The sequence below is a fragment of the Streptomyces sp. NPDC006372 genome, from assembly GCF_040612515.1.
In the GTDB taxonomy this organism is placed as follows: Bacteria; Actinomycetota; Actinomycetes; order Streptomycetales; family Streptomycetaceae; genus Streptomyces.
On record NZ_JBEXQJ010000009.1, the window covers coordinates 176,415 to 199,202 of the forward strand.

Annotated in this window: 21 protein-coding genes; 5 read left to right on the forward strand and 16 right to left on the reverse strand. The window is 72.2% G+C overall.

Annotated elements, in window-relative coordinates:
* Positions 1-16 precede the first annotated feature (16 nt).
* A complete protein-coding gene (locus tag ABZ016_RS17250) occupies positions 17-1,156 on the reverse strand; it encodes a winged helix DNA-binding domain-containing protein (RefSeq protein ID WP_356917450.1) in 1,140 nt (379 codons plus the stop codon).
* Positions 1,157-1,298: 142 nt separating this feature from the next.
* On the opposite strand from ABZ016_RS17250, the gene ABZ016_RS17255 reads away from it, so the two are divergent.
* Together ABZ016_RS17255 and ABZ016_RS17260 are read left to right on the forward strand one after the other, a co-directional pair.
* Complete coding sequence (locus ABZ016_RS17255; protein WP_356917451.1) at positions 1,299-1,979, forward strand: hypothetical protein; 681 nt, start codon at positions 1,299-1,301, stop codon at positions 1,977-1,979.
* A 191-nt stretch (positions 1,980-2,170) separates the two neighbouring features.
* Complete coding sequence (locus ABZ016_RS17260) at positions 2,171-2,815, forward strand: sigma-70 family RNA polymerase sigma factor (RefSeq protein WP_356917452.1); 645 nt, start codon at positions 2,171-2,173, stop codon at positions 2,813-2,815.
* Between the two features lie 69 nt (positions 2,816-2,884).
* Here the strand turns inward: ABZ016_RS17260 and ABZ016_RS17265 are convergent, their stop codons facing one another.
* The 5 genes from ABZ016_RS17265 to ABZ016_RS17285 all read right to left on the reverse strand — a co-directional run bounded on the left by ABZ016_RS17265 (position 2,885) and on the right by ABZ016_RS17285 (position 7,889).
* Complete coding sequence (locus ABZ016_RS17265; protein ID WP_356917453.1) at positions 2,885-3,706, reverse strand: alpha/beta fold hydrolase; 822 nt, start codon at positions 3,704-3,706, stop codon at positions 2,885-2,887.
* A gap of 32 nt (positions 3,707-3,738) precedes the next feature.
* Entirely contained in the window at positions 3,739-5,121 is a 1,383-nt protein-coding gene (locus ABZ016_RS17270; RefSeq protein ID WP_356917454.1) for an FAD-binding oxidoreductase, read from the reverse strand.
* Positions 5,122-5,245: 124 nt separating this feature from the next.
* Positions 5,246-6,127, reverse strand: a complete 882-nt coding sequence (locus ABZ016_RS17275; protein WP_356917455.1) for a metal ABC transporter permease — start codon at positions 6,125-6,127, stop codon at positions 5,246-5,248.
* On the reverse strand, positions 6,124-6,930 hold the full coding sequence (locus tag ABZ016_RS17280; protein WP_356917515.1) for an ATP-binding cassette domain-containing protein: 807 nt from the start codon (positions 6,928-6,930) through the stop codon (positions 6,124-6,126). Before ABZ016_RS17280 ends, ABZ016_RS17275 begins: the two co-directional genes overlap by 4 nt.
* Before the next feature lie 38 nt (positions 6,931-6,968).
* Positions 6,969-7,889, reverse strand: coding sequence for a zinc ABC transporter substrate-binding protein (locus ABZ016_RS17285; protein ID WP_356917456.1), 921 nt, complete (start codon positions 7,887-7,889; stop codon positions 6,969-6,971).
* Positions 7,890-8,056: 167 nt separating this feature from the next.
* Here ABZ016_RS17285 and ABZ016_RS17290 point away from each other — a divergent pair, with 167 nt between their 5' ends.
* The 3 genes from ABZ016_RS17290 to ABZ016_RS17300 all read left to right on the forward strand — a co-directional run bounded on the left by ABZ016_RS17290 (position 8,057) and on the right by ABZ016_RS17300 (position 10,210).
* Positions 8,057-8,737: a PAS domain-containing protein gene (locus tag ABZ016_RS17290; protein WP_356917457.1), complete on the forward strand. Its 681-nt coding sequence runs from the start codon at positions 8,057-8,059 to the stop codon at positions 8,735-8,737.
* A complete protein-coding gene (locus ABZ016_RS17295) occupies positions 8,734-9,759 on the forward strand; it encodes a pyridoxal-phosphate dependent enzyme (protein ID WP_356917458.1) in 1,026 nt (341 codons plus the stop codon). The genes ABZ016_RS17290 and ABZ016_RS17295 overlap by 4 nt, the downstream gene beginning before the upstream one ends.
* Before the next feature lie 94 nt (positions 9,760-9,853).
* Positions 9,854-10,210, forward strand: coding sequence for a cupin domain-containing protein (locus ABZ016_RS17300; protein WP_356917459.1), 357 nt, complete (start codon positions 9,854-9,856; stop codon positions 10,208-10,210).
* Positions 10,211-10,220: 10 nt separating this feature from the next.
* Here ABZ016_RS17300 and ABZ016_RS17305 read toward each other — a convergent pair whose 3' ends face one another.
* The 10 genes from ABZ016_RS17305 to rhaI form a co-directional block, all read right to left on the reverse strand.
* A complete protein-coding gene (locus ABZ016_RS17305; RefSeq protein ID WP_356917460.1) occupies positions 10,221-11,579 on the reverse strand; it encodes a VWA domain-containing protein in 1,359 nt (452 codons plus the stop codon).
* Positions 11,576-12,433 carry a MoxR family ATPase gene (locus ABZ016_RS17310; protein WP_356917461.1) on the reverse strand — a complete coding sequence of 286 codons (858 nt, stop codon included), beginning with the start codon at positions 12,431-12,433 and terminating at the stop codon, positions 11,576-11,578. Before ABZ016_RS17310 ends, ABZ016_RS17305 begins: the two co-directional genes overlap by 4 nt.
* Positions 12,434-12,623: 190 nt before the next feature.
* Positions 12,624-13,934: an FtsX-like permease family protein gene (locus tag ABZ016_RS17315; protein ID WP_356917462.1), complete on the reverse strand. Its 1,311-nt coding sequence runs from the start codon at positions 13,932-13,934 to the stop codon at positions 12,624-12,626.
* A gap of 3 nt (positions 13,935-13,937) precedes the next feature.
* Positions 13,938-14,726: an ABC transporter ATP-binding protein gene (locus ABZ016_RS17320; RefSeq protein WP_356917463.1), complete on the reverse strand. Its 789-nt coding sequence runs from the start codon at positions 14,724-14,726 to the stop codon at positions 13,938-13,940.
* A 194-nt stretch (positions 14,727-14,920) separates the two neighbouring features.
* Positions 14,921-15,568 carry a lactate utilization protein C gene (locus tag ABZ016_RS17325; RefSeq protein WP_356917464.1) on the reverse strand — a complete coding sequence of 216 codons (648 nt, stop codon included), beginning with the start codon at positions 15,566-15,568 and terminating at the stop codon, positions 14,921-14,923.
* Positions 15,565-17,043: a LutB/LldF family L-lactate oxidation iron-sulfur protein gene (locus ABZ016_RS17330; protein ID WP_356917465.1), complete on the reverse strand. Its 1,479-nt coding sequence runs from the start codon at positions 17,041-17,043 to the stop codon at positions 15,565-15,567. The genes ABZ016_RS17325 and ABZ016_RS17330 overlap by 4 nt, the downstream gene beginning before the upstream one ends.
* A complete protein-coding gene (locus ABZ016_RS17335; protein ID WP_356917466.1) occupies positions 17,040-17,795 on the reverse strand; it encodes a (Fe-S)-binding protein in 756 nt (251 codons plus the stop codon). Before ABZ016_RS17335 ends, ABZ016_RS17330 begins: the two co-directional genes overlap by 4 nt.
* Positions 17,796-17,866: 71 nt before the next feature.
* Positions 17,867-19,315 carry a rhamnulokinase family protein gene (locus ABZ016_RS17340; protein ID WP_356917467.1) on the reverse strand — a complete coding sequence of 483 codons (1,449 nt, stop codon included), beginning with the start codon at positions 19,313-19,315 and terminating at the stop codon, positions 17,867-17,869.
* Positions 19,312-21,351, reverse strand: coding sequence for a bifunctional aldolase/short-chain dehydrogenase (locus ABZ016_RS17345; protein WP_356917468.1), 2,040 nt, complete (start codon positions 21,349-21,351; stop codon positions 19,312-19,314). Before ABZ016_RS17345 ends, ABZ016_RS17340 begins: the two co-directional genes overlap by 4 nt.
* A 114-nt stretch (positions 21,352-21,465) precedes the next feature.
* Positions 21,466-22,626, reverse strand: coding sequence for an L-rhamnose isomerase (gene rhaI, locus ABZ016_RS17350; RefSeq protein WP_356917469.1), 1,161 nt, complete (start codon positions 22,624-22,626; stop codon positions 21,466-21,468).
* Positions 22,627-22,788: the final 162 nt, after the last annotated feature.

The window sequence follows — 22,788 nt, forward strand, 5'->3', positions numbered from 1 at the left end:
GCCGGCTGGGCCGGCCTCAGCCTGTGAGCACGCGTACCTCGCCGTCGGGGAGTTTCGGCCACCAGTGGTGGTAGCGGCGGTAGACCTCCGTGTCACGGTCGGTCAGCAGTCCGGTCAAGGACGCGGCCTCCGCGGCGAGTTCGTCCCACACGGGGGCCGGCAGGTCGTGGAACGCCGTGGCCTCGATGGCGCCGTCGACCGCGCGCCACACGCCGGCGACCCGGCCGTCGACCAGCAGCGTGGGCAGCACGTCCCCGTTCACGCGGATCACCACTCGGCGATAGGCGGGAGGGATCACACGGCTGCGGTCGGCGTGCGCGAGCAGGACGCTGTCCCACATGGCCATGAGCCGCGGCGGAGCCGGAGTGCCGGCCGGCGGGCGCAGGGCGCCCGGTACGTCGTACAGCAGGGTCCCGTCCGGTCCGCGCAGCTGCTCCAGCCCGTCGGCCAGTGCGTGCAGAGCCTGCCGCACCGGTGTCCGCGGCAGCATCGCGAACTGCGCCACGTCCGCCACCGACGCCGGCCCGAAGGCCGCCAGATAGCGCAGCACCAACTGCCGCACCGCCTGCGCCACCGGTTCCCGGCCCGTGGGCGCGGGGCCGGCCGGCGCCGCGACGAACGACGCCCGGACACCGAACGACCAGGGGCCTGAGGTCGGGACGTGCAGCAGCGGCGCGTAACCCTTGAGCCCCCACCAGGCACCGGCCTGCTTGTCGGTGCCGACCCGCCCCTCCACCCAGGACTGCAGCTCGGCGGCAGTCCGGGGCCGGTCCGCGAAGTCCAGCAGTTCCCGGGCGAGCGCCTCGCCGTCGGCCGGCGTGAGCCCCGCGGCGGCGAAACGGTGACCGAGCCGGGAGGCGTACAGCGTCGGCTGCATCGCCTCACGGAACACCCGGTGGTCGTCGGCGTGCACCGCGTGCAGCGTGATCCGCATCAGGGTCGCCTTGACCACCGTCCGCCGCGCGAAGGCGGCGTCCAGCTCGGCCGGGTCGAAGCCGGCCAGCCGGTTCCACAGCGCCACGTACGGCGAAGCGGGGTGCTGGGCCTGCAGCGCCACCACCCGCCGCACCGCCTCGGCGGGCTCCAAGGCCTCCCGCCTCAGCAGCAGTTGGCGGCCGAGGGTTGCCCGGTTGAGCTCCTGCGCGGTGATGTCCACGCCGGGATTCTGCCGTGGCCCGACCGGAGGCATCGACTCCGGGGGAGTGGCCTGGATCACACGTCGCGAATTGAGTGTCCGGCCCGGGCGGTGTCCGTACCCATGGGTGACCGAGCGGGGCCGGATGCGAGGATGAGGCGCCATGACAGCTGGGTGGTGCGCTCGCACGACACGGGCCGCGGTGTTCGCGGCCGTCTGTGTCGTGCTCGCCGCCCTGGGCCACGTCATGATGTCCGGCGACCACGTGCCGTTGCGGGCCCTGGTGGCCGGCTGGGCCGTGACCGGTGTGGCGGGCTGGTGCCTGGCGGGCCGCGAGCGCGGTCCGGGGCTGGTCGTCGCCGTCGCCGTGGCCGTGCAGACGGCCCTGCACTCGGCGTTCTCCCTCCTGCCGTCGGCGCCGCCCGCCGGAACAGGGGGTGCCGGTGCTACGCAGCCCATGCACACGGGGTCCATGCACATGGGACCCATGGACGCGGGTTCCATGGGGCACGACATGCACTCCATGGAGTCCATGTCCCCGCACCTGGGGCACGCGGGACACCTCCCGGGCGGTGACTCGTCGCTCGGCATGCTCGCCGCCCACCTGCTCGCCGCCCTGTTGTGCGGTCTGTGGCTGGGCCACGGCGAGCGGGCCGTGTTCCGCCTGATGCGCGCCGTGGCCGGCCGGCTGGCCGCGCCGCTGCGGCTTCTCTTCGCCCTGCCCGTCCCGCCGCCCCCGCCCGTGCGGGTACGGCGACCGTCCTCGGACCGGGCGCCGCGCCTCCTCCTTCTCGTCCACGCGATCACCTCTCGAGGGCCGCCCGTGAGGGCCGCTGCCGTCTGACGGCAGCCGGCGGTCCCGGGGCAGCCCCTGTGCGCCCCGGAGCCGGTCGTACCTCCGTGCCCGCGAACATCGCCGTACGGGTACGACCGCATCCCTCACTCACCAGGACCGCGTGGCCACGCGCGCACGCCATCCACGTGGTCAGGCGTACCCGCACGCCCGTGGTCCCGGCATTCCGAGAAGGACATCAGGTGATCACTCCTGCCCTGCCTCTGCCCCGCGAGAGAACCGAACCCTCGGCGCGGACCGACGAGTCGACCGACGAGTCGATAACCGCCTGGGCGCTGGCCGCCCGCGGCGGGGACTCCGTGGCCGTCGACCGCTTCGTGCGCGCCCTGCACCGTGACGTCATCCGCTACGTCGCCCACCTGTGCGCGGATCCGCAGGCCGTGGACGATCTGACGCAGGACACGTTCCTGCGGGCGCTCGGCAGCCTGCACCGGTTCGAGGGCCGTTCCTCCGCACGTGCCTGGCTGCTGGCCATCGCCCGGCGAGCGGTGGCCGACAGCCTCCGGTACGCCGCCGTACGCCCCCGCCGGGCCGACCTGCCGGCCTGGGAGCCGGCGGTCGAACTCGCCCAGCCCCGAGGGCTGCCCGGCTTCGACGAGGGGGTCGCGCTGCTGGAGCTGCTGGCCGGACTGCCGGACGAGCGGCGCGAGGCGTTCGTCCTCACGCAACTCCTCGGTCTTCCGTACGCGGAGGCCGCCGAGCTGAGCGGCTGCCCGATCGGCACCGTCCGCTCCCGCGTGGCCCGCGCCCGGGCGTCGCTCCTGGCCCTGCTCGCCGAGGCGGAGGAACCGGCTCCCGCCGTGTCACGCGCCCCGGCCGCGGCCTGAAACAGGCCATTCCGGCGCCCGGTCCCGGGCGCCGGAATGGCCTGCGACCGCCGCACACCGCCCTCCCCCTCAGCCGCTCCCCGGCTGCCCCGCCTCCACCGCGCGCCAGAACGCGTCGACACGGGAGTTGAACACGTCGGGGACCTCCTGGAAGGGCTGGTGGGCCTCGCCGGGAAGTACCTCGAACGCGGCGCCGGGGATGCCGTCCGCGACCACACGTCCGAGGCGTGGCGGTGCGACGAGGTCGACTTCGCCGGACAGGACGAGGGTCGGCACACCGATCCGGCCCAGACGGTCGAGCGTGTCGTGACCGGCGAACGCCGCGAGCTGGCGTTGGAAGGCCTCGACGGACTGCGGGTGTTCGAAGGCCAGTGTTTCGTCGACGAAGCGGTCGACCATGCCGTCGGCGTGGGCGCGCGGTGTGTAGACCCACAGGAAGAACGCCTCCAGCATGGCCCGCTCGCTCGGCGCGCGTTCCGCCATCCAGTGCCAGAAGCGCGCCACGGCACGGAAATAGGGGTCGGGGCGGGCCATCGTGCTCATGAGGACGAGGCTGCGCACCAGCCCGGGGTGGCGCAGAGCCATCTCCTGGGCGATGAAACTGCCTCCCGAGAAACCGGTGACGTGGGCGGCCGGAACATCGAGCGCGCGCAGCAGCGCAGCGGCGTCGTCGGCCATCCGCGGCACGGAGAGCGCCCCCTCGGGCAGCGGTGTACGGCCGACGCCCCGGTTGTCGAAGGCGGTGATCCGGTAGCGGTCCGCGAGTCCGTCGAGCTGGGGCTGCCAGGCTTCGGCGGGATCCCCGAGCCCCGCGACGAGCAGGACGTCCGGCCCCCGGCCCCGGCGCTCGACCCACAGTCGGACGCCGTCGGCGTCGATCAGCTGTCCCATCGGCGGCCTCCGGGGTCAGGGCACGGGAGTGGTCACCGGCGGGCCGGTTCGATGTTCTGGTTGGCGTGGAAGAGGTTGTCCGGGTCGTAGGTCCGCTTGACCCGGGCGAGCCGGTCGTAGTGGTCGCGGTAGGTCGCCCGGACCCGCTCCCGGCCCTCGCCCGCACCCATGAAGTTCACGTACGAGCCGCCCATGGAGTACGGGTGCAGCTCCTCCTGGTAGCCCACGCACCACTGCCTGATCGTCTCGGCGTTGGCCGGATCGGGGTCGACACCGGCGAACACGCCGGACCAGACGGCGTCCCGGTAGCTCCACGCGGTGTCGTCCGGCCCCGTCCGGTGGGCGGCACCGTCGATCGGATAGAGGTGCATCAGTGAGAGCTGCGTGGGGTTGTTCTCGCCGTACTTGAGGTGTACGTCCAGGGCGGCGTCCGGGACGTGGTCGAAGAAGTCGCCCCGCCAGTACCACTGGTAGCCCGCCGGGATCAGCTCGTCGAACATGCCCTGCAACGCGACGTAGGGCATCGGCGTCGTGAAGTGGAAGGCCGGCGGCCCGGGTTCGTTCACCACGGAGAGGGTCTCGTCGAGCCGGTCCGGGTCACCGGTGTGGCACCACACGACGCCGCACACCTTCCGCCCGTGGAGCTCCTCGGGGAAGGGCGGCCCGGGCGGGACGACGAGGATCGCGAAGAAGCCGTAGACGTCCTCGGGCGCCTGGGGGAGGAACTCGCGGTACCAGCCGAGCACCTCGCGGGTGCGTTCGACCGGCCAGACGGTCACCCCGACCCCGACGGTGTCCACCGGATGCAGCCGGTAGGTGAGGGACGTCGCGATGCCGAAGTTGCCGCCGCCGCCGCGCAGCGCCCAGAACAGGTCCGGGTGCTCGTCGGCGCTCGCGGTGACGTAGCTGCCGTCGGCGAGGACGACGTCCGCGGAGATCAGGTTGTCCGCCGTGAGGCCGTACTTGCGGGTGAGGTAGCCGTGTCCGCCGCCGAGGGTCAGGCCACCGACGCCCGTCATGGAGATGATGCCCGTCGGGGTGGCCAGACCGAAGGCGTGCGTGGCGTGGTCCAGGTCGCCGAGCTGGGCGCCACCGCCGGCCTGGGCGGTCCTCGCGGCCGGGTCGACGCGCACCCCGCGCATCGGTGAGAGGTCTATGGTGACGCCGTCGTCCAGCAGGCACAGGCCGGGGCCGCTGTGCCCGCCGCCCCGTACGGCGAGTTCCAGGCCGTGGTCGCGGACGAAGGCGACCGCCGCCATGACGTCCCCGGCGTCCGCGCACCGCACGATGGCGGCCGGGTGTTTGTCGATCATCGCGTTGTAGATCTTGCGTGCCTCGTCGTACTCGGCGTCCCGCGGGCCCGTGACCGGTCCGCGCAGCGTGGTCCGCATGTCTTCCAGAGTGGCGCTGTCCATGACGATCTCCTAGAGACGTGTGACCGCGCTGACCCCACCAGCGTCTCGCCGACGGCGGCGCGACGCATGTCCTGGCGGGTCCGCCGACGACGGCCGCGGGCCGCCCGCGAACGGTGAGGCGGACTCAGACCGGTCGCACCGCCGGCCGCCGCGTCGCCCAGCGCCGCTTCCGGTAGCTGCCGGCCACCCGGCACACGGCGTAGACGCCGAACGAGATCGTCGTGACGTAGGGGCTGATGGGGATGCTGCTGCCCAGGGCGAGCAGGATGCCGCCCTCGATCGAGGCCACGGCGAACAGCACGCTCAGCACGGGCAGCAGCACCGGCGACGCGGTGACGCGGGCGGCGGCGGCCGCCGGGGTGACCACCAGGCTCAGGACCAGCAGCGCGCCGACGACCTGGACCGACAGGGCGACCGCGAGCCCGAGCACCAGCATGAACGCGAAGGACAGCGCCCGCACCGGAACTCCGCGCGCCTCGGCCACGTCCGGGTCGGTGCTGGCGAAGGCGAGCGGCCGCCACATGACGGCGAGGGCGGCCGCCACCAGCACGGATACCCCGAGCAGCCACGCCGTCCGCGGGGTGTCCACGGCGACGATCTGCCCGGTGAGCAGCCCGAACTTGTTGGCCGCCCGGCCCTTGTAGAGGGCGAGGAAGAGCACGCCGAGCCCCAGCCCGAACGGCATCATGATGCCGATCACCGAGTTGCGGTCCCGGGCCCGTGAGCCGAGCACTCCGATGGCGCCGGCGGCGAGGAGCGATCCGGCGATCGAGCCGGCCACGATGTTCACGCCCAGCAGCAGTGCCGCGGACGCGCCCGCGAAGGACAGCTCGCTGATGCCGTGCACCGCGAACGGCAGGTCCCGCATCAGCACGAACACCCCGGCCAGCCCGCCCACGAGCCCGAGCGCCACACCGGCGATCAGGGAGTTGCGGACGAGGGCCAGGAGTTCGCCGTAGTCGGTGAAGTCGAAGATCTGGTGCCAGATCCCGTCGGCGAGCGTCATGCGCGCACTCCGTCCGTCTCGTGAGCCGGTTCGGGGCGGTGCGGCGGGGCGGCCTGCTCGTCGGGTGCTCCCAGGACCGCCACCCGTCCCCGCACCCGCACCACGTCGACCTGCGTGCCGTACAGCCGGGACAGCGTCTCGGAGGTGAGCACCTCCTCCGGGGTGCCCACCCGGTGGCCGCCGCGCGCCAGGTACAGCACCCGGTCGGCCGGCCCCAGCACCGGGTTGATCTCATGCGTCACGAAGACCACCGCCGTACTGTGCGAGCGGCGCCGGGCGTCGATCAGTTCGGTGACGGCGCGCTGGTGGTTCAGATCGAGCGACAGCAGCGGCTCGTCGCACAGCAGGAGGCGCGGGTCGGTGGCCAGGGCCTGCCCGATGCGCACGCGTTGCCGTTCGCCGCCGGAGAGCATCCCGAGCGGGACGTCGGCGTAGGCGGACGCACCGACCGACTCGAGGATCTCGTCCACCCGGCGACGGACCCCGGCGGTCCGCAGCCGTGGCCCGAAGCGGTGCCCGTCGATGCCGAACCGGACGAGGTCCCGGGCGCGCGCCAGGGTCTGTGTGGACAGCGCGGCCTGCTGCGGGACGTAGCCGATGTATCGGGCGGACTCGCGAGCGGGCCGCCCGAGGACGGTCAGCGTTCCGGCGGACAGCGGGCGGCGGCCCAGCAGCGCCCGCACGAAACTCGTCTTGCCCGCACCGTTCGGGCCCAGCACGGCCAGGAACTCCCCGGGCCGTACGTCGAGATCGAGGCCGCTCCACACCGCGCGGTCGCCGTACGACAGGGCCGCGCCGCGCATTTCGACCACGGGGGCGCCCTCCTGTCCGGTCACGGGGCTCACTTGGCCAGCGCGCCCGCGAGCGCGTCGACGTTGGCGGTCATCCAGCCGAGGTAGTGCTCGCCCTTCGGCAGGGTCTCGGTCACCGGCACGAGGGGAATCCCGGCCGCCTCGGCCGCCGCCTCTGCCTTCTCGGTCTCCGGGCCGGAGGTCTGTTCGTTGTAGACCAGCACCTTCACCTTCCGGTCGCCGAACAGCGCCAGGCTCTTCCGGAGGATCCGCGGCGGGACGTCGCCGCCCTCCTCGATCGCCGCACTGAACTCCGCGGGCGTCCGGTTCACCAGGCCGCTCGCCTCGGTCATGTACAGGGGCACGGGCTCGGTGATCGCCACGCCCTCGCCGCCGTACTCCTTCTTGATGCGCGCCTCCGCGGCCTCCAGCGGCGCGAGCTTCGCCTTGAAAGCGGCGGCGTTCCTCTCGAAGCCGGCCGCGTCCGCGGGGTCGGCCTTCGCGAGGCCGGCGGCCATGCGGTCGGCGAGGCGGGCGACGGTGGGGAAGTCGTACCAGACGTGCTCGTTGAGCTCGCCGCCCTTCGGGGCGGTCCTGCCGGAGACCTGGACCGCGTTGATCACCTGGGCCGAGTCGTTGTGGCCGCCCTTCAGCATGCGGTCGACGAAGTCGTCGTAGCCGCCGCCGTTCTCGACGACGATCTTCGCCTTGGCCAGAGCCAGTTGGTTCTGGGGATCGGCCTCGTACGAGTGCGGGTCCTGGTCGGGGTCGCTGATGAGCGAGGTGACGTGAACCTTGCCGGCACCGATGCGCTCGGCGATGTCGCCGTAGACGTTCGTGGAGGCGACCACCGCCACGCGGTCCGGGGCGCCCCCACCGCCGGCGGAGTCCGACGAGCTGTCACAGCCCGCGAGCAGGGCCAGTGACGCGCTGGTCAGCAGCGCCAGGTGGCGGGACGGGGACAGGGGCATGGCTCCTCCAGGGGTTCCTAGGCAGGCGCCACGCTAGATGGGAATGAATATCAAAAGCGTCTTCGGGGTTCAGTCATATGAAAATCATTGCCAGCTGTTGGTGGTGTTTGGACTGTCTATCCAGACTCTGGACGCCTGGTCTAGAGTGGTGGAAGAGGGGAGGCGGGATGAGCAGTGAACTGCGAGCCGAGCGGGACGCGATCCTCGCCGCGCTGACGCCGGTCGCCGACGGGATCGCCGCGACCTTCGGGCCGGTCTGCGAGGTCGTGCTGCACGATTACAGGAATCCGGAGAAGTCGGTCGTCGCCGTGGCCGGATCGGTGACCGGGCGGACGGCCGGCGGCGCGATGAGCGAGATCGGCATGCGCGTCCTCGCCCGGGGCGACGAGGCGTCCGACGAACTGAACTACGTCACCCGCACCCGGAACGGGACGCTGGTGAAGTCCTCCACGATGGTCCTGCGGGACTCCACGGGCGCCGTGTTCGGCGCCCTCTGTGTCAACGTGGACGTCGGCGCCGTCACTCAGGTCCACGATCTGCTCGGCGCGCTCGCCGGGCTCGGCACCCAGCCGGCCGAGCTGCCGACCACCACCTTCGGCAACGACATCGACTCCGTGGTCGACGCGCTCTTCGACGCCCACCGGTCGAGGCAGCGGGGGAGCTGGGCGGAGCTGGACCGCGCGGAGCGTCTGAACCTGTTCGGCGGGCTGGACACGCGCGGTGTCTTCGCCGTGCGCGGCGCGGTCGAGCAGGTCGCCGCCCGGCTCGGCATCTCCCGCGCCTCCGCCTATCACTACCTCTCCCAGGCCAGGGCCGCCCACGACACTTCCACCGGAGGATCCGCGTGACGACCACCACCCCACCGGTCACCCTCGGCGACGTCCGGGACGCCGCCGCCCGGCTCAGGGGCGTCGCCCACCGCACGCCCGTCCTGCGCTCCTCCGCCCTCGACGCGCTCGCCGGGGCCGAGATCCACCTCAAGTGCGAGAACTTCCAGCGCGTGGGCGCCTTCAAGTTCCGCGGCGCCTACAACGCGGCCTCCCGCCTCACTCCCGAGCAGCTGTCCCGGGGCATCGCCGCCTACTCCTCCGGCAACCACGCCCAGGCCGTCGCCCTGGCCGCCCGGGAGCTCGGCACCACCGCCGTGATCGTCATGCCGGAGGACGCCCCGCCGTCGAAGCGCGCCGCCACGGCCGGCTACGGCGCCGAGATCGTCACCTACGACCGCTACACCGGCGACCGCGTCGCCATCGCCGAGGCCCTGGCCGCCGAGCGGGGCCTGACGGTCGTCCCGCCCTACGAGCATCCGCATGTCATCGCCGGGCAAGGTACCGCCGCACTCGAACTCGTGGAGGAGGTGGGGGAGCTCGGCACGCTGGTCGCCCCCGTCGGCGGTGGCGGGCTGATCGCCGGAAGCGGCACCGCGGTCAAGGGCCTGCACGCGGGGACGCGGGTGATCGGCGTCGAACCCGAGGCCGGGGACGACACGAAGCGCTCCCTGGAAGCCGGCCGGCGCGTCAGCGTCCCGGTCCCGCACACCATCGCCGACGGCCAGGCCCTGCACACGCCCGGAGAGCTGACCTTCTCCCTGAACCGGCGGCTCCTGGACGACGTCGTGCTGGTCACCGACGACGAGATCCGGGACGCGATGCGGTTCGCCTTCGAACGCCTGAAGATCGTCGTCGAGCCGAGCGGCGCGACCCCCCTCGCCGCGTTGCTCACCGGCCGCGCGGGTCCGCTCGAGGGCCGCGTCGGCGTCATCCTCTCCGGCGGCAACATCGACGCCGAGCGCTTCGCCGAGCTCTGCGGGCACCGGTCCCCTGCGGACCCGCCCCGGGTTGGCGGCCACTCCGGGACGGACGGACGATAGGGAAGAGGAGGCCGGCCGCCTGCGGCGGTGTCCAGGGCCGCCGGACAGGCCGGCTCCCCGGTCGTGGCACGCCGCGGCCGGAAGGGAGCGCGTCATGTTGGAAGTGAAGACGATCGACAAGCCGGACGAGCGGCGTGATTTCCCCAGCGGCCACCTCGAAGCCGTCCACATGACGGACCTCGACTTCGCCGTGGCGACCTTCGAGCCCGGCTGGCGCTGGTCCGAGTCCGTGGCCCCGATCGCGGGTACCACCACCTGCCAGATGCACCACAACAGCTATGTGCTCCAGGGCCGCATGCACATCCGCATGGACGACGGCGGGGAGAGCGAGGTCGGCCCCGGCGACGTCTTCGTCTGCACGCCCGGTCACGATGCCTGGGTGGTGGGCGACGAGCAGGTGGTGGTCTACGACTTCCAGGGGCAGTCGGCGAGGGAGTTCGCGAAGGAGTAGGGCCGGGCGATCACACCGGCAGCAGCCGCGCCACGAGCGCGCTCAGTTGCCGGACGTTGCGGCACTCGTGCATCTCGACCAGCTCGGCGTAGGCGGGCGCGACGGAATCGCCCGTGCCCCAGCGGGAGCGCTGCTCGGGGTTCAGCCAGTAGACCCGGCGCGCCCGCCGGGTGATCCGCCGGACGGCCGGCAGGTTCGGGTCGCTCTGGTTGGTACGGGCGTCACCGAGGACGAACACCGTCGTGCGCGGACCCACCGCGTTCTCGAAGCGCTCGGCGAACTCGCCCAGCGCCATGCCGTAGTCGCTGCTGCCGTGCCATCCCGTCAGCGTCGCCTCCGCCTGGATGCGAGCGCCCAGCCCCTCCGGATCGGCGCTGCCGTGCCGGAGCAGCCCGGTCACCTCGTCGATCCGGTTGACGAAGGCGAACACCCGCACCTTGCTGAACTGGTCGTGCAGCGCCTGCACCAGCAGCATGGTGAAGTCCGAGAACCCGGACACCGAGCCCGACACATCGCACAGCAGCACCAGTTCGGGGCGGACGGGACGGCGCCTGCGCAGCACCGGCTTCATCGGCACCCCGCCGGTCGACAGCGAACCGCGCACGGTCCGCCGCAGATCGATCGTGCCCCGGGTGGCACGGCGCCGCCGGGCCGCGAGCCGGGTCGCAAGCTTGCGGGCAAGGGGTTGCACCGCCCTGCGCAGCTCCGCCAGCCGGTCCTTTCCGGCGAACAGGAAGTCGACCCGGTCGGCCGTCGGGGCCACCGCCCGCCGGGCGATCTCGTCCCGGCCGCGCCGCTCGGCGACCCGGCGCCGGGCCTCCGCGGCCACCAACGTCCGGAAGGTCTCGATACGCCGCCGGATCTCGTCCTCCAGCAGCCGGTCGGCGAATCCGGAACCGCCGCGCTGCCCGCGCACGGTGTCGCGGACCCGGGCGAGCAGCGTCTGCGGGCGCAGCCGTTCCAGCGTCTGGTACGACGACCAGCCGTCCGACTCCGGCGTGGAACCGTAGCCCCCGAACGCGTCGACCGCCTCGATCGCCAACCTGCCCATCAGGGCCCGGTCGTCGGCGGCGAGCGCGGCGGCCAGCCGGTCGCGCAGTTCCTCCCGTCCCGCGGCCCGCTGCTCCGGACCGCCGACGCCGCGCGGGAAGTAGAGGTCGAAGACCGGGTCGAACACCGTCCGCTGCCCGGTGCCGTGGAGCAGCGTCGCCGCGAGCCCCTCGCGCAGCAGCTCCCGGTCCATGAGGCCGAGTTCCTCGATCGCCCGTGCCGCGTCGACGGTCTCGCCGGTGCCGATCCGTACGCCGTGTGCGCGGAGCGCCCCGACCAGGGACGTCAGCCGCTCCGCGACGCCCGCCGGCGTGGTCACAGGGCGTCCAGGTCGAGCTTGGCGGACGCCTTGAGGACATCGTCCTGGTGCTTGAGGAGCACGCCGAGCGTGGCCTGCACGACCGTCTCGTCCAGCGTGTCGGCACCGAGCGCGAGCAGCGTGCGCGCCCAGTCGATGGTCTCGGCGACCGACGGCACCTTGCGCAGCTCCATCGCCCGCAGCGCGCCCACGACCCGGACGACGGAGCGGGCCAGCGCCTCGTCGAGCCCCGGCACCTTCAGCCGGACGATCCGGCGCTCCAGCTCCTCGTCCGGGAAGCCGATGTGCAGGAACAGGCAGCGGCGGCGCAGCGCCTCGGACAGCTCCCGGCTCGCGTTGGAGGTGAGGACGACGAAGGGGCGGCGCGTCGCGGTGACGGTTCCCAGCTCGGGCACGGTCACCTGGAAGTCGCTGAGCACCTCCAGCAGCAGGCCCTCCACCTCGACGTCCGCCTTGTCGGTCTCGTCGATCAGCAGCACCTTCGGCTCCTCGCCCCGGATGGCGGTGAGCAGCGGCCGCGGGAGCAGGAACTCCTCGCTGAAGATGTCCGTGCGGGTCTCGTCCCACGACTCGTCGCGGCCCGCGCTGATCCGCAGCAGCTGTTTGGCGTGGTTCCACTCGTACAGTGCCCGGGACTCGTCGACCCCCTCGTAGCACTGCAGACGCACCAGCCGGGCCTCCGTGACCTGGGCGACGGCCTTGGCGAGCTCCGTCTTGCCGACCCCTGCCGGGCCCTCCACCAGGAGCGGCTTGCCCAGACGGCCGGCGAGGAAGACGGTGGTGGCGACGGCGGGCGAGGCGAGATAACCGGTCTCGGCCAGACGCGCGGAGACATCGTCGACGGATGTGAACAACGGGGCCTCCAGCTCGGGGCGGCGGTCGGGGCGATCAGGACACTATCTAAGCGCTTGTTCAGTGATGCTGTCACGGGGTTCCCGGGCGCCGGGGTCTCGAAGCGGTCCACGGACCAGCTCTCCGGACGCGGCCGGCATGCGGCGAGGGGGGCCACCGCCGATGCGGCCGCCCCCCCTCGCCCGTCCTCGTTCAGGCGGCCGATGCCACCGCCCGGACCGCGGGAGTGCGCAACACCCGCCGGGCCGTGGCCAGACCCGTCCCCAGCGTCACCGCGGCGGCGATGCCCACGATGGCGAGCCACACTCCGAATGCCTGGTCCGGCAGCACCGCATCGGTGCGGACCATGGTGAACGGGACGATCCCGGCCAGAGCCGCCAGCGTGCCGAAGGACACGCCGGTGACCGCCAGCACCAGCCCCTCCGCGCCCACCACAGCCAGGACCTGCCCGGGAGTCGCCCCGGCGAGACGCTGCTGCCCGAACTCCCGGACACGGTAACTGGTCGCCGCATACAGGGAATTGACCAGCATCACGCAGACGAACACCACGATGATGCCGACGACCGTGAAGTTGAGCGTCTCGAGGTTCTTCGCGTAGACGGACTTCACCGCCCCGGACGCCTCGACGGCGTCGCTCTCCACGGCCTGCATGGTCAGCGTCGCCGTGGCGACCGCGGTGAACAGGATCAGCGACATCAGGATCCCGGCGAGCTGCCCGGCCCGCTCGCGCAGGTTGCGCACCGCGAGCCAGCCGCTCGCGCCGGTGAACGGCAGCCGGTCCAGCACCCCCGCCAGCAGCCGCGGCGCCTTCAGCGCGCACCCGACGGACAGCAGGATCGCGCCGTACACCGGCGGCGCCATCAGCGCCTCGTCCGTCGCCGAGAGGACGAACGTCGAGGTCGCCGACGCGGCACCGGTCGCGAGGGCCGCGTAGGCGAGGACGGTCCGTGCCCGGCCCCGCCGCCGTCCCCCGCCCGTCGCACGCCGTACGGCGAGAAAGGCCGCGCCCGTGGCGGCGAACAGGGTGACGCCGACACCGCTCGACAACGCCACCGGACCGAAGGAGTGGTCGACGGACCGCGCGACCTGACCGCTGTCCTGGAACACCTCCAACAGCGCCCTGCCACCGAGCACCGCCGGTCCGATCGCCAGCGCCGCGGCCACCAGGCCGACGGCCACCGCCTCACCCACCACCATCCGCTTGATCTGCGCCGGAGTCGCCCCCGAACACCGCAACAGCTCCATCTCGGCGGCCCGTTGACGGACGTTCACCGTCAAGGTCGAGGCGATCGCGAAGAACACCAGCAGGGTGCCGTAGCCGCCGACGACCCCCGCCGAGGTGGACAAGGTCTCCCTGCTCACCGAGTCCACGCCCGCCCGGCCGGCCGTGTCGTGCATCGAGTTGAACGTCATGATGATCGCCGCGCCCAGGAACGCGGACAGCAGGGTCGCCAGGAACCGCCCGGGCCGCTGTCGAATCGACCGCATCGCGAGAACGAACACGGCTCACACCCCCGCCCGCGCATCGTCGCCCAGGTGGGCCAGCCGCTCCGCGACCGAGTCCGCCGTCGGGTCGTCCATCCGGCCCGCGAGACGGCCGTCCGCGAGGAACAGCACGGTGTCGGCGTACGAGGCGGCGACCGGGTCGTGCGTCACCATCACCACCGTGCGGCCGTGCACCCGCACCGCCTGCTGGAGCAGCCGCAGCACGTCCCGTGCGCTGCGGGTGTCCAGCGCGCCGGTCGGCTCGTCCGCGAAGATCACCCGCGGCTCGGTGACCAGCGCCCGGGCGATCGCCACCCGCTGCCGCTGACCGCCCGAGAGCTGGTCCGGCCGGTGGCCGAGCCGGTCGCCGAGGCCCACGGCCGTCAGCACTTCCCGGACCCGCCGCCGATCCACGCGCCGCCCGGCCAGCTTCAGCGGCAGCACCGTGTTCTGCGCGACGGTCAGCGTCTCCAGCAGGTTGTACTGCTGGAACACGAACCCGATCCGGCCGCGCCGGAACTTCGTCAGCTCCGCCTCCCCGCCGCCCGTCAGTTCCGTGCCGTCGACCCGGACGATCCCGCTGTCGGGCCGGTCCAGGCCCGCCGCGCACTGCAACAGGGTCGACTTGCCGGAGCCGGACGGCCCCATCACGGCCGTGAACGTGCCACGCCCCAGACCGAGTGTCACGGCGTCCAGAGCGGTCACGGCGCTGTCGGCACTCCCGTACGTCTTGGTGACCTTGACCAGCCGCAGCGCCTCCGCGGCGGCGGGCCCCGGGCCCTGCTTCGGTCGTGAACCGGTTCGGAACATGGTCGTCGTCCCCCTCGTCCGACACGCCCTGTGTCTCGCCCTCGACGCTACGGAGAAGGGGGCAACTCCACACTGGCCGCAGAACCCGTATCAGTGGGTGTACTCAGCGACACCGACGCGGGCGCGGGACAGGCGGTGGACGCACTGGGGCAGGTGGACGTCCTACGTCGACTCGATCCTGCCCTGAGCCCCGGTCAGTCCTCGCTCACCAGGATCACCTCCAGCGTGCGCGGACCGTGCACCCCCTCGACCCGGTCCAGCTCGATGTCGCTGGTCGCAGACGGGCCGGAGATCCACGTCAACGGGCGTGCCGGGTCGAGGCGTTCGAGTGCCTGCGGCACCGACGACACGACCTGGGAGGGGACCCGCACGACACAGATGTGATGGTCCGGGACCAGAGTGATCCGGCGCCGCCCCTGGTCGGGCGAGCCGTCCAGCACGATCGTGCCGGTCTCGGCGATCGCGACCGCACAGGCCGTCACCACGCTGTCCACCCGGTCCAGTTCGTGCGGAGTGCTCTCCGCACGGTCCGCCACCCGGGTCACCCCGGTCGCCGCCGGCCACCCCTCGTCGAGCCCGGGCGGCACCAGGACCGAGGCCGATCCGCGCTTCTCCAGCAGCCCCGCGATCAGCCCCGGCAGCCCCTCGGCGTCCGTCCGGTGCACGATCGCCCGGTAGTCCGCCAGGTTCTCGGCCAGCAGCTCCACCGTCTCCGCGGCACTCCGGTCCCCGTGCTCGCGTACATAGTCACGCGACACCGCCTGCTCGTACGGCGCGTCGTCCCGCGGCACGTCAGCCAGTGCCCGCCGCACCCGCCCCAGGATCCGCTCCCTGCTGTTCACCTGCCACCGCCCTTCTGGCCGTGCGTGCGCTGCCACCAGTCCCGGAAGGGCTCGGCGGGCACCGGCGGCAGATCACGCGACCCGCTCCACGCCCTGCCCGGGCCCGGCAGCGTACGAGGATGGAAGCGACGCGTCCGGGAGGCCGCGCGCTGGCCTGTGCGCAGTGCGCCCGGGTGCGTGAACGCCCAGCGCGCCGCGCGCATCGCCGCCCGCTCGGCGGCATGCCCCTTCGCCGGCCGCAGCACCACCTTGTTGCCCGCCCGGGTGGCCTCGCCGCCCTGAACGACCCGTTCCCGCAGATGCACCAGCACCTCGGGGATGTCGATGGCGACCGGGCACACCTCGTAGCACGCCCCGCACAGCGAGGACGCGTACGGCAGCGAGGCGTCGATCTCGCTGGCCGTGCCCCGCAGTTGAGGGCTGAGGATCGCGCCGATCGGCCCCGGGTACACCGAGCCGTAGGCATGGCCGCCGGCCCGCTCGTACACCGGGCACACATTGAGACACGCCGAGCAGCGGATGCAGCGCAGCGCCTGCCGGCCGACCTCGTCGGCGAGGGTGTCGGTGCGGCCGTTGTCCAGCAGCACGAGATGGAACGTGCCGGGTCCGTCCTGGTCCGTCGTGCCGGTCCACGTCGAGGTGTAGGGGTTCATGCGCTCGGCCGTCGACGAGCGGGGGAGAGTCTGGAGGAACACCTCCAGGTCCCGCCATGTCGGCACGATCTTCTCGATGCCGACGACCGAGATCAGCGTCTCGGGCAGCGTGAGGCACATCCGGCCGTTGCCCTCGGACTCCACGACCACCAGCGTGCCCGTCTCGGCGACCATGAAGTTCGCGCCCGAGATGCCGACCTTGGCGCGCAGGAACTTCTCCCGCAGGTGCAGCCGCGCCGCCTCGGCGAGTTCGGCGGGCGTGTCGGTGAGGCCCTCGGGGGCGGGGCGGCCCCACTCGCTCATCTCGGAACGGAAGATGTCCCGGATCTCGCCCCGGTTGCGGTGGATGGCGGGGACGAGGATGTGCGAGGGCCGGTCCTTGCCCAACTGCACGATCAGCTCGGCGAGATCCGTCTCGTAGGCGCGGATGCCCTCGGCCTCCAGCGCCTCGTTGAGCCCGATCTCCTGCGTGGCCATCGACTTGACCTTGACAACCTCCGACTCGCCGGTCATCTTCACGAGCCGGGTCACGATCTCGTTGGCCTCGGCCGCGTCGGCGGCCCAGTGCACGACCCCGCCCGCGGCCGTGACCGACTCCTCCAACTGCTCCAGATAGCGGTCGAGATGACGCAGCGTGTGGTCCTTGATCCGCTTCCCCGCCTCGCGCAGCCCGGCCCAGTCGGACACCTCCGCCACGGCCTTGGCGCGCTTGGCGCGGATGGTGTGCGTGGCATGCCGCAGGTTGCCCCGCAGGGTCCGGTCGCCCACGGCCTCCCGTGCGGCCTCCGGAAACGCCGGCATCCCGAGATACGTCCCGCTCATACGGCCGGTTCCTCCTCCGTGCTCGCCAGGATCTCCGCGATGTGCACCGGCCGCATGCCGGTCCGCAGCCGGGCCATCGTCCCGCCGATGTGCATCAGGCAGGAGTTGTCGGCCGCGCACAGCACCTCGGCGCCCGTCGCCTGGGCGTTGCGCACCTTGTCGGCCCCCATCGCCGCCGAGACGTCGGAGTTCTTCAGCGCGAACGTGCCGCCGAACCCGCAGCACTCGTCGGCCCCCGGCAGCTCGACCAGCTCCAGCCCCTTCACGGCCCGCAGCAGCCGCAGCGGCCGGTCGCCGAGCCCGAGTCCGCGCAGTCCGTGGCAGGTCGGGTGGTACGTCACCGTGTGCGGGTAGTACGCCCCGACGTCCGTCACACCCAGCACGTCCACCAGGAACTCCGTGAGCTCGTACGTCTTCGGCACCACCGGCGCCAGGGTGGCCGCCAGGGTGTCCCCACGTCCCTCCGCCCGGGCCCGCTCGCCCATCCGCGGGTACAGCTCCCGCACCATCGCCCCGCAGGACCCGGACGGCGTCACGATCGCCTCGTACTCGCCGAAGACATCGGAGAAATGCCGGGCGAGGGGTTCGGCCTCGTGACGGTACCCGGTGTTGTAGTGCGCCTGCCCGCAACAGGTCTGCGCCATCGGGAAGTCGACGTCGACGCCCAGTCTGGTCAGCAGTTTCACCACGGCGCGCCCGGTGTCCGGATACAGCGTGTCGTTGACGCAGGTCAGGAACAGGGCGACACGCATCGCGGCTCCTTGTGGTCGATCATCGGATGGGTGCAGCGTAGTCCGGGCACCAGGCCTGGGGGAGACCCCCGTCAGTCCCCGGCGAGCCGGGCCTGCGCGGCCCGCCACCGCTCGGTGCCGCCCTGCGGCTCGTACCGTGTGAGCGGCTGGGTCCGGACGAGCAGCCCCCGCATTCCGGCGAGGTCACCGACCAGGCCGTGCGCCCGCGCCTGCACGAGCACGTTCCCGAGGGCCGCCGCCTCGGTCGGACCCGCCACCACGGGCAGTCCGCACGCGTCGGCGGTCAGCTGGCACAGCAGCGCGTTGCGCGTACCGCCGCCCACCACGTGCACCACGTCCACCGGCTGCCCGGCGAGCCGCTGCGCGTCCAGGACCGCCTTGCGGTGGGCGAGGGCGAGGGAGTCGAGGATGCAGCGCGTCACCTCGGCCGGCGACCCGGGCACGGGCTGCCCGGAGTCCCGGCACGCCTCGGCGATCCGCTCGGGCATCCGCCCCGGCGCGAGGAACGCCGCGTCACCCGCGTCGACCACCGACCGCAGCGCCGGCACCTTGGACGCCTCCAGCAGCAGCGCTCCCAGGTCCGTCTCGCCCCAGGCCCGCACACACTCCTGGAGCAGCCACAGGCCCATGATGTTGCGCAGATAGCGGACCGTGCCGTCCAGCCCCAGCTCGTTGGTGAAGTTGGCCGCCCGGCTCTCCTCGGTCAGCACCGGCGCGTCCAGCTCGAGACCGGCCAGGGACCAGGTGCCGGTGCAGATGTAGGCGAACCGCTCGCCGGACGCCGGCACGGCGGCGACCGCCGACGCGGTGTCGTGGGACCCGACGGCCGTCACCGGCACGGGACCGGTCAGCCCGGTCTCCTCCAGCACCTCCGGTCGCAGCACCCCCGCCGGATCGCCGGGCTGCCGCAGCGGCGCGAACAGCCCGAGATCGATGCCCAGCCGCTCCGCCACCCCGTACGCCCAGTCCCGGGTACGCGGGTCGATCAGCTGGGTCGTCGAGGCGTTGGTCAGCTCCGTGCCCTGCTCACCGGTCAGCCAGTACGCCAGCAGATCCGGCATCAGCAACAGCCGCCGGGCCTGGGCGAGGTGAGCCGTGGAGCGGGCGGCGGCCAGCTGATACACGGTGTTGAAGGGCGCGTACTGAAGCCCCGTCGCCGCGTACAGCTCCTCGGCGGGCACGGCCGCCCACACCTTCTCCGCGACGCCCTCGGTACGGCCGTCGCGGTAGTGCACCGGGTTGCCCAGCAGCGCCCCGTCCGCATCGAGCAGTCCGTAGTCCACGGCCCAGCTGTCGATGCCGACGGAGTCGACCTGCCCGGCCGCCCGCAGCCCGTCGAGGACTCCCGCGTACAGACCGAGGACGTCCCAGCGCAGCCCCTCGGGCACCCGCACCGGCCGGTTCGGGAAGCGGTGCGCCTCGGCCAGCTCCAGGCTGTCGGGGCCGACGCGGCCGACCATGACGCGCCCGCTGGACGCGCCGAGGTCGACCGCGGCGTACGACTTCACGGCCCCGCTCACCGCAGGAAGGCGGCCGCGACGCCGGCGTCGACCGGAATGTGCAGCCCGGTGGTGTGGGTCAGGTCCCCGCCGGTGAGGGCGAAGACGGCGTTCGCGACATGCTCCGGAAGCACCTCACGCTTGAGGATGGTCCGCTGGGCGTAGAACTCACCCAGCTTCTCCTCCTCCACCCCGTACACGGCGGCCCGCTGAGCCCCCCACCCTCCGGCGAAGATCCCGGAACCCCGCACGACACCGTCCGGGTTGATCCCGTTGACGCGGATCCCGTGCTCGCCCAGTTCGGCGGCGAGCAGCCGCACCTGGTGGGCCTGGTCGGCCTTGGTGGCCGAGTAGGCGATGTTGTTGGGCCCGGCGAACACGGCGTTCTTCGAGGCGATGTAGACGATGTCGCCTCCCAGCCCCTGGGCGATCATCGCCCGCGCCGCCTCCCGCGACACGAGGAAGGACCCGCGCGCCATGATGTCGTGCTGGAGGTCCCAGTCCTTGGCCGAGGTCTCCAGGAGCGGCTTGGAGATCGAGATGCCGGCGTTGTTGACGACCAGGTCGACCCCGCCGAAGGCCAGCACCGCCGCCCGGAACGCCTCGGCGATCTGCTCCTCGGAGGTGACGTCCACCGTCACGGCGACGGCCTTGTCGGGCCCGCCCAGCTCCTCGGCGACGGCCTCGGCGTTCTCGGCGTCGAGGTCCGCGACGACCACGCACGCACCCTCGGCGACCAGCCGGTGTGCGATGGCCTTCCCGATCCCGCTGCCCGCACCGGTGACGAACGCGACCCGCGTGGCCAGTGCCTTGGGCTTCGGCATCCGCTGGAGCTTGGCCTCCTCCAGCGCCCAGTACTCGATACGGAACTTCTCCGACTCCTCGATCGGCGCGTACGTGGAGACCGCCTCGGCGCCCCGCATCACGTTGATGGCGTTGACGTAGAACTCCCCGGCGACCCGGGCGGTCTGCTTGTCCTTGCCGAAGGAGAACATGCCCACGCCCGGGACCAGCACGATCGCCGGGTCGGCGCCCCGCATGGCGGGGGAGTCGGGCTCGGCGTGCCGCTGGTAGTAGGCGGCGTACTCCTCGCGGTACTCGGCGTGCAGCTCCTTCAGCCGGCCGATCGCCTCGTCGAGCGGAGCGCTCGGCGGCAGGTCCAGCACCAGCGGCCGCACCTTGGTCCGCAGGAAGTGGTCCGGGCAGGAGGTCCCGAGCGCGGCGAGCCGCGGGTGCTCGGCGCTCGCGAGGAAGTCGAGCACGACCTCGGAGTCGTCGAAGTGGCCCACCTGGGGCCGGTCCTGGGAGGCGAGGGCCCGCACGTACGGCGCGAGCGCGGCGGCCCGCTCCCGGCGCTCACCGGCGCTCAGCGCGGCGTACCCCTCGATCACCGGCCCGAGGGGCTCGGCCTTCCCCCGCTCGGCGAGGAACTTCTCGGCGGTCCGGATGATGTGCAGCGAGTTCCGCTCGCACTCCTCGGACGTGTCGCCCCACGCGGTGATCCCGTGCCCGCCGAGGACGCACCCGACGGCCTGCGGATTGGCCTCCTTCACGGCGGCGATGTCCAGCCCGAGCTGGAACCCGGGCCGCCGCCACGGCACCCACACCACACTGTCCCCGAAACACTCGGCGGTGAGCTTCTCCCCGTCGGCGGCGCAGGCGAGCGCGATCCCGGAGTCGGGGTGCAGATGATCGACGTGCGCCGCCTCCACCAGTCCGTGCATGGCGGTGTCGATGGACGGAGCCGCGCCCCCCTTCCCGTGCAGGCAGTAGTCGAACGCGGCGACCATCTCGTCCTCACGCTCGACACCCGGATACACGTCGACGAGCGCCCGCATCCGATCCAGCCGCAACACGGCCAGCCCACCCTCGGTCAACGTCCCGAGATCCCCACCGGACCCCTTGACCCACATCAGCTCCACGTCACCCCCGGTGACGGGATCGATCTCGGTGCCCTTGGCGGAGGCGTTGCCCCCCGCGTAGTTCGTGTTCCGCGGATCCGCCCCGAGCCGGTGCGACCGGGAGAGAAGAGCGGCAGCTTCGGGATGAACAGCCATGCCAGTTCCTTTTTCAAGAGAGAGGGAGGTGGGAGGCGCTTTCAGGGGCGCGGGGAACTGCGCGAGCAACCACAGACAACCCGCACCCTGCAGACAACAGATCTCGGCAGACGCTTACGCCCCCCACCCCGCCTGCTGCCCACCGACCCGCTCGGCGACGATCTTCTCGCCCCACCCCGAACGCCGGTACGCCGAAACAGGGTCGGGGTCCAGCCCCAGTTCCTCCCGCACCTCACGGAGCAACGGCCGCACATCCGTGTTGTACGCATCCATCAGCACGGCATTCGCCTCCAGCACATCACCGGCCCGCTGCGCCGCACCCAGCGCGTCACCATCCACCAGCAGCGCCTTCGCCGTCGCCTCCTGCACATTCATCACCGACCGGATGATCGCCGGAATCTTCGCCTCGATGTTGTGACACTGATCGAGCATGAACGCGACCTCGGGCGAGAACCCTCCACCCCGGATCACCTCGTACATGATCCGGAACAGCTGGAACGGATCCGCGGCCCCCACCATCAGGTCGTCGTCCGCGTAGAACCGCGAGTTGAAGTCGAACCCGCCGAGCTTCCCCTCACGCAGCAGCGTCGCCACGATGAACTCGATGTTCGTCCCCGGCGCGTGATGCCCCGTGTCTACGACGACCTGCGCCTTGGGCCCGAGCTTCAGGCAGTGGGCGTAAGCGGTGCCCCAGTCCGGCACGTCCGTCGTGTAGAAGGCCGGCTCGAAGAACTTGTACTCCAGCAGCATCCGCTGCCCCTCGCCCAGCCGCTCGTAGACCTCCGTGAGCCCCTCGGCGAGCCGGTCCTGCCGCCCGCGGATGTCGTCCTGCCCCGGATAGTTCGTCCCGTCGGCGAACCACAGTTTCAGATCACGCGACCCGGTCGCGTCCATGATGTCGACGCACTCCAGCAGATGGTCCACGGCCTTCCGCCGCACCGCCGCGTCCGGATGGCAGATGCTCCCGAGCTTGTAGTCGTCGTCCTGGAAGGTGTTGGAGTTGATGGCCCCCAGCCGCACACCCCGCTGCTCGGCATGCTTCGCCAGCGCCGCGTAGTCGTCGACCTTGTCCCACGGGATGTGCAGGGCGACGGTCGGCGCCACGCCGGTGAACTCGTGCACCTTCGCCGCGTCGTCCAGCTTCTCGTACGGATTGCGCGGCACGCCCGCCTGCGCGAACACCTTGAACCGGGTGCCCGAGTTCCCGTACGCCCAGGACGGCGTCTCGACGGCCTGTGTCTTGAGAGCGGTTTTCGCCGCGGCGAGCTCGGTCACGTCTGGGCTCCTGTGGCATCGGGTCGTAACGACCACTGAGTGAAACGATTCAGGACGCGAAGCTATGGGCCTGTAGAGGGGGTGTCAACCCCTGCGACCTACCCGGTTCACCGTGACCGGCGTGTGACCTTCTGTCCTCGAAATTTTTTCGACCGGTACCCA

Coding starts and splice junctions, on each gene's coding strand:
- ABZ016_RS17255 (WP_356917451.1), top strand. CDS start 1,299: ATGACAGCTGGGTGGTGCGCTCGCACGACACGGGCCGCGGTGTTCGCG.
- ABZ016_RS17265 (WP_356917453.1), bottom strand. CDS start 3,706: ATGGGACAGCTGATCGACGCCGACGGCGTCCGACTGTGGGTCGAGCGC.
- ABZ016_RS17270 (WP_356917454.1), bottom strand. CDS start 5,121: ATGGACAGCGCCACTCTGGAAGACATGCGGACCACGCTGCGCGGACCG.
- ABZ016_RS17275 (WP_356917455.1), bottom strand. CDS start 6,127: ATGACGCTCGCCGACGGGATCTGGCACCAGATCTTCGACTTCACCGAC.
- ABZ016_RS17280 (WP_356917515.1), bottom strand. CDS start 6,930: ATGCGCGGCGCGGCCCTGTCGTACGGCGACCGCGCGGTGTGGAGCGGC.
- ABZ016_RS17285 (WP_356917456.1), bottom strand. CDS start 7,889: ATGCCCCTGTCCCCGTCCCGCCACCTGGCGCTGCTGACCAGCGCGTCA.
- ABZ016_RS17290 (WP_356917457.1), top strand. CDS start 8,057: ATGAGCAGTGAACTGCGAGCCGAGCGGGACGCGATCCTCGCCGCGCTG.
- ABZ016_RS17300 (WP_356917459.1), top strand. CDS start 9,854: ATGTTGGAAGTGAAGACGATCGACAAGCCGGACGAGCGGCGTGATTTC.
- ABZ016_RS17320 (WP_356917463.1), bottom strand. CDS start 14,726: ATGTTCCGAACCGGTTCACGACCGAAGCAGGGCCCGGGGCCCGCCGCC.
- ABZ016_RS17330 (WP_356917465.1), bottom strand. CDS start 17,043: ATGAGCGGGACGTATCTCGGGATGCCGGCGTTTCCGGAGGCCGCACGG.
- ABZ016_RS17335 (WP_356917466.1), bottom strand. CDS start 17,795: ATGCGTGTCGCCCTGTTCCTGACCTGCGTCAACGACACGCTGTATCCG.
- ABZ016_RS17345 (WP_356917468.1), bottom strand. CDS start 21,351: ATGGCTGTTCATCCCGAAGCTGCCGCTCTTCTCTCCCGGTCGCACCGG.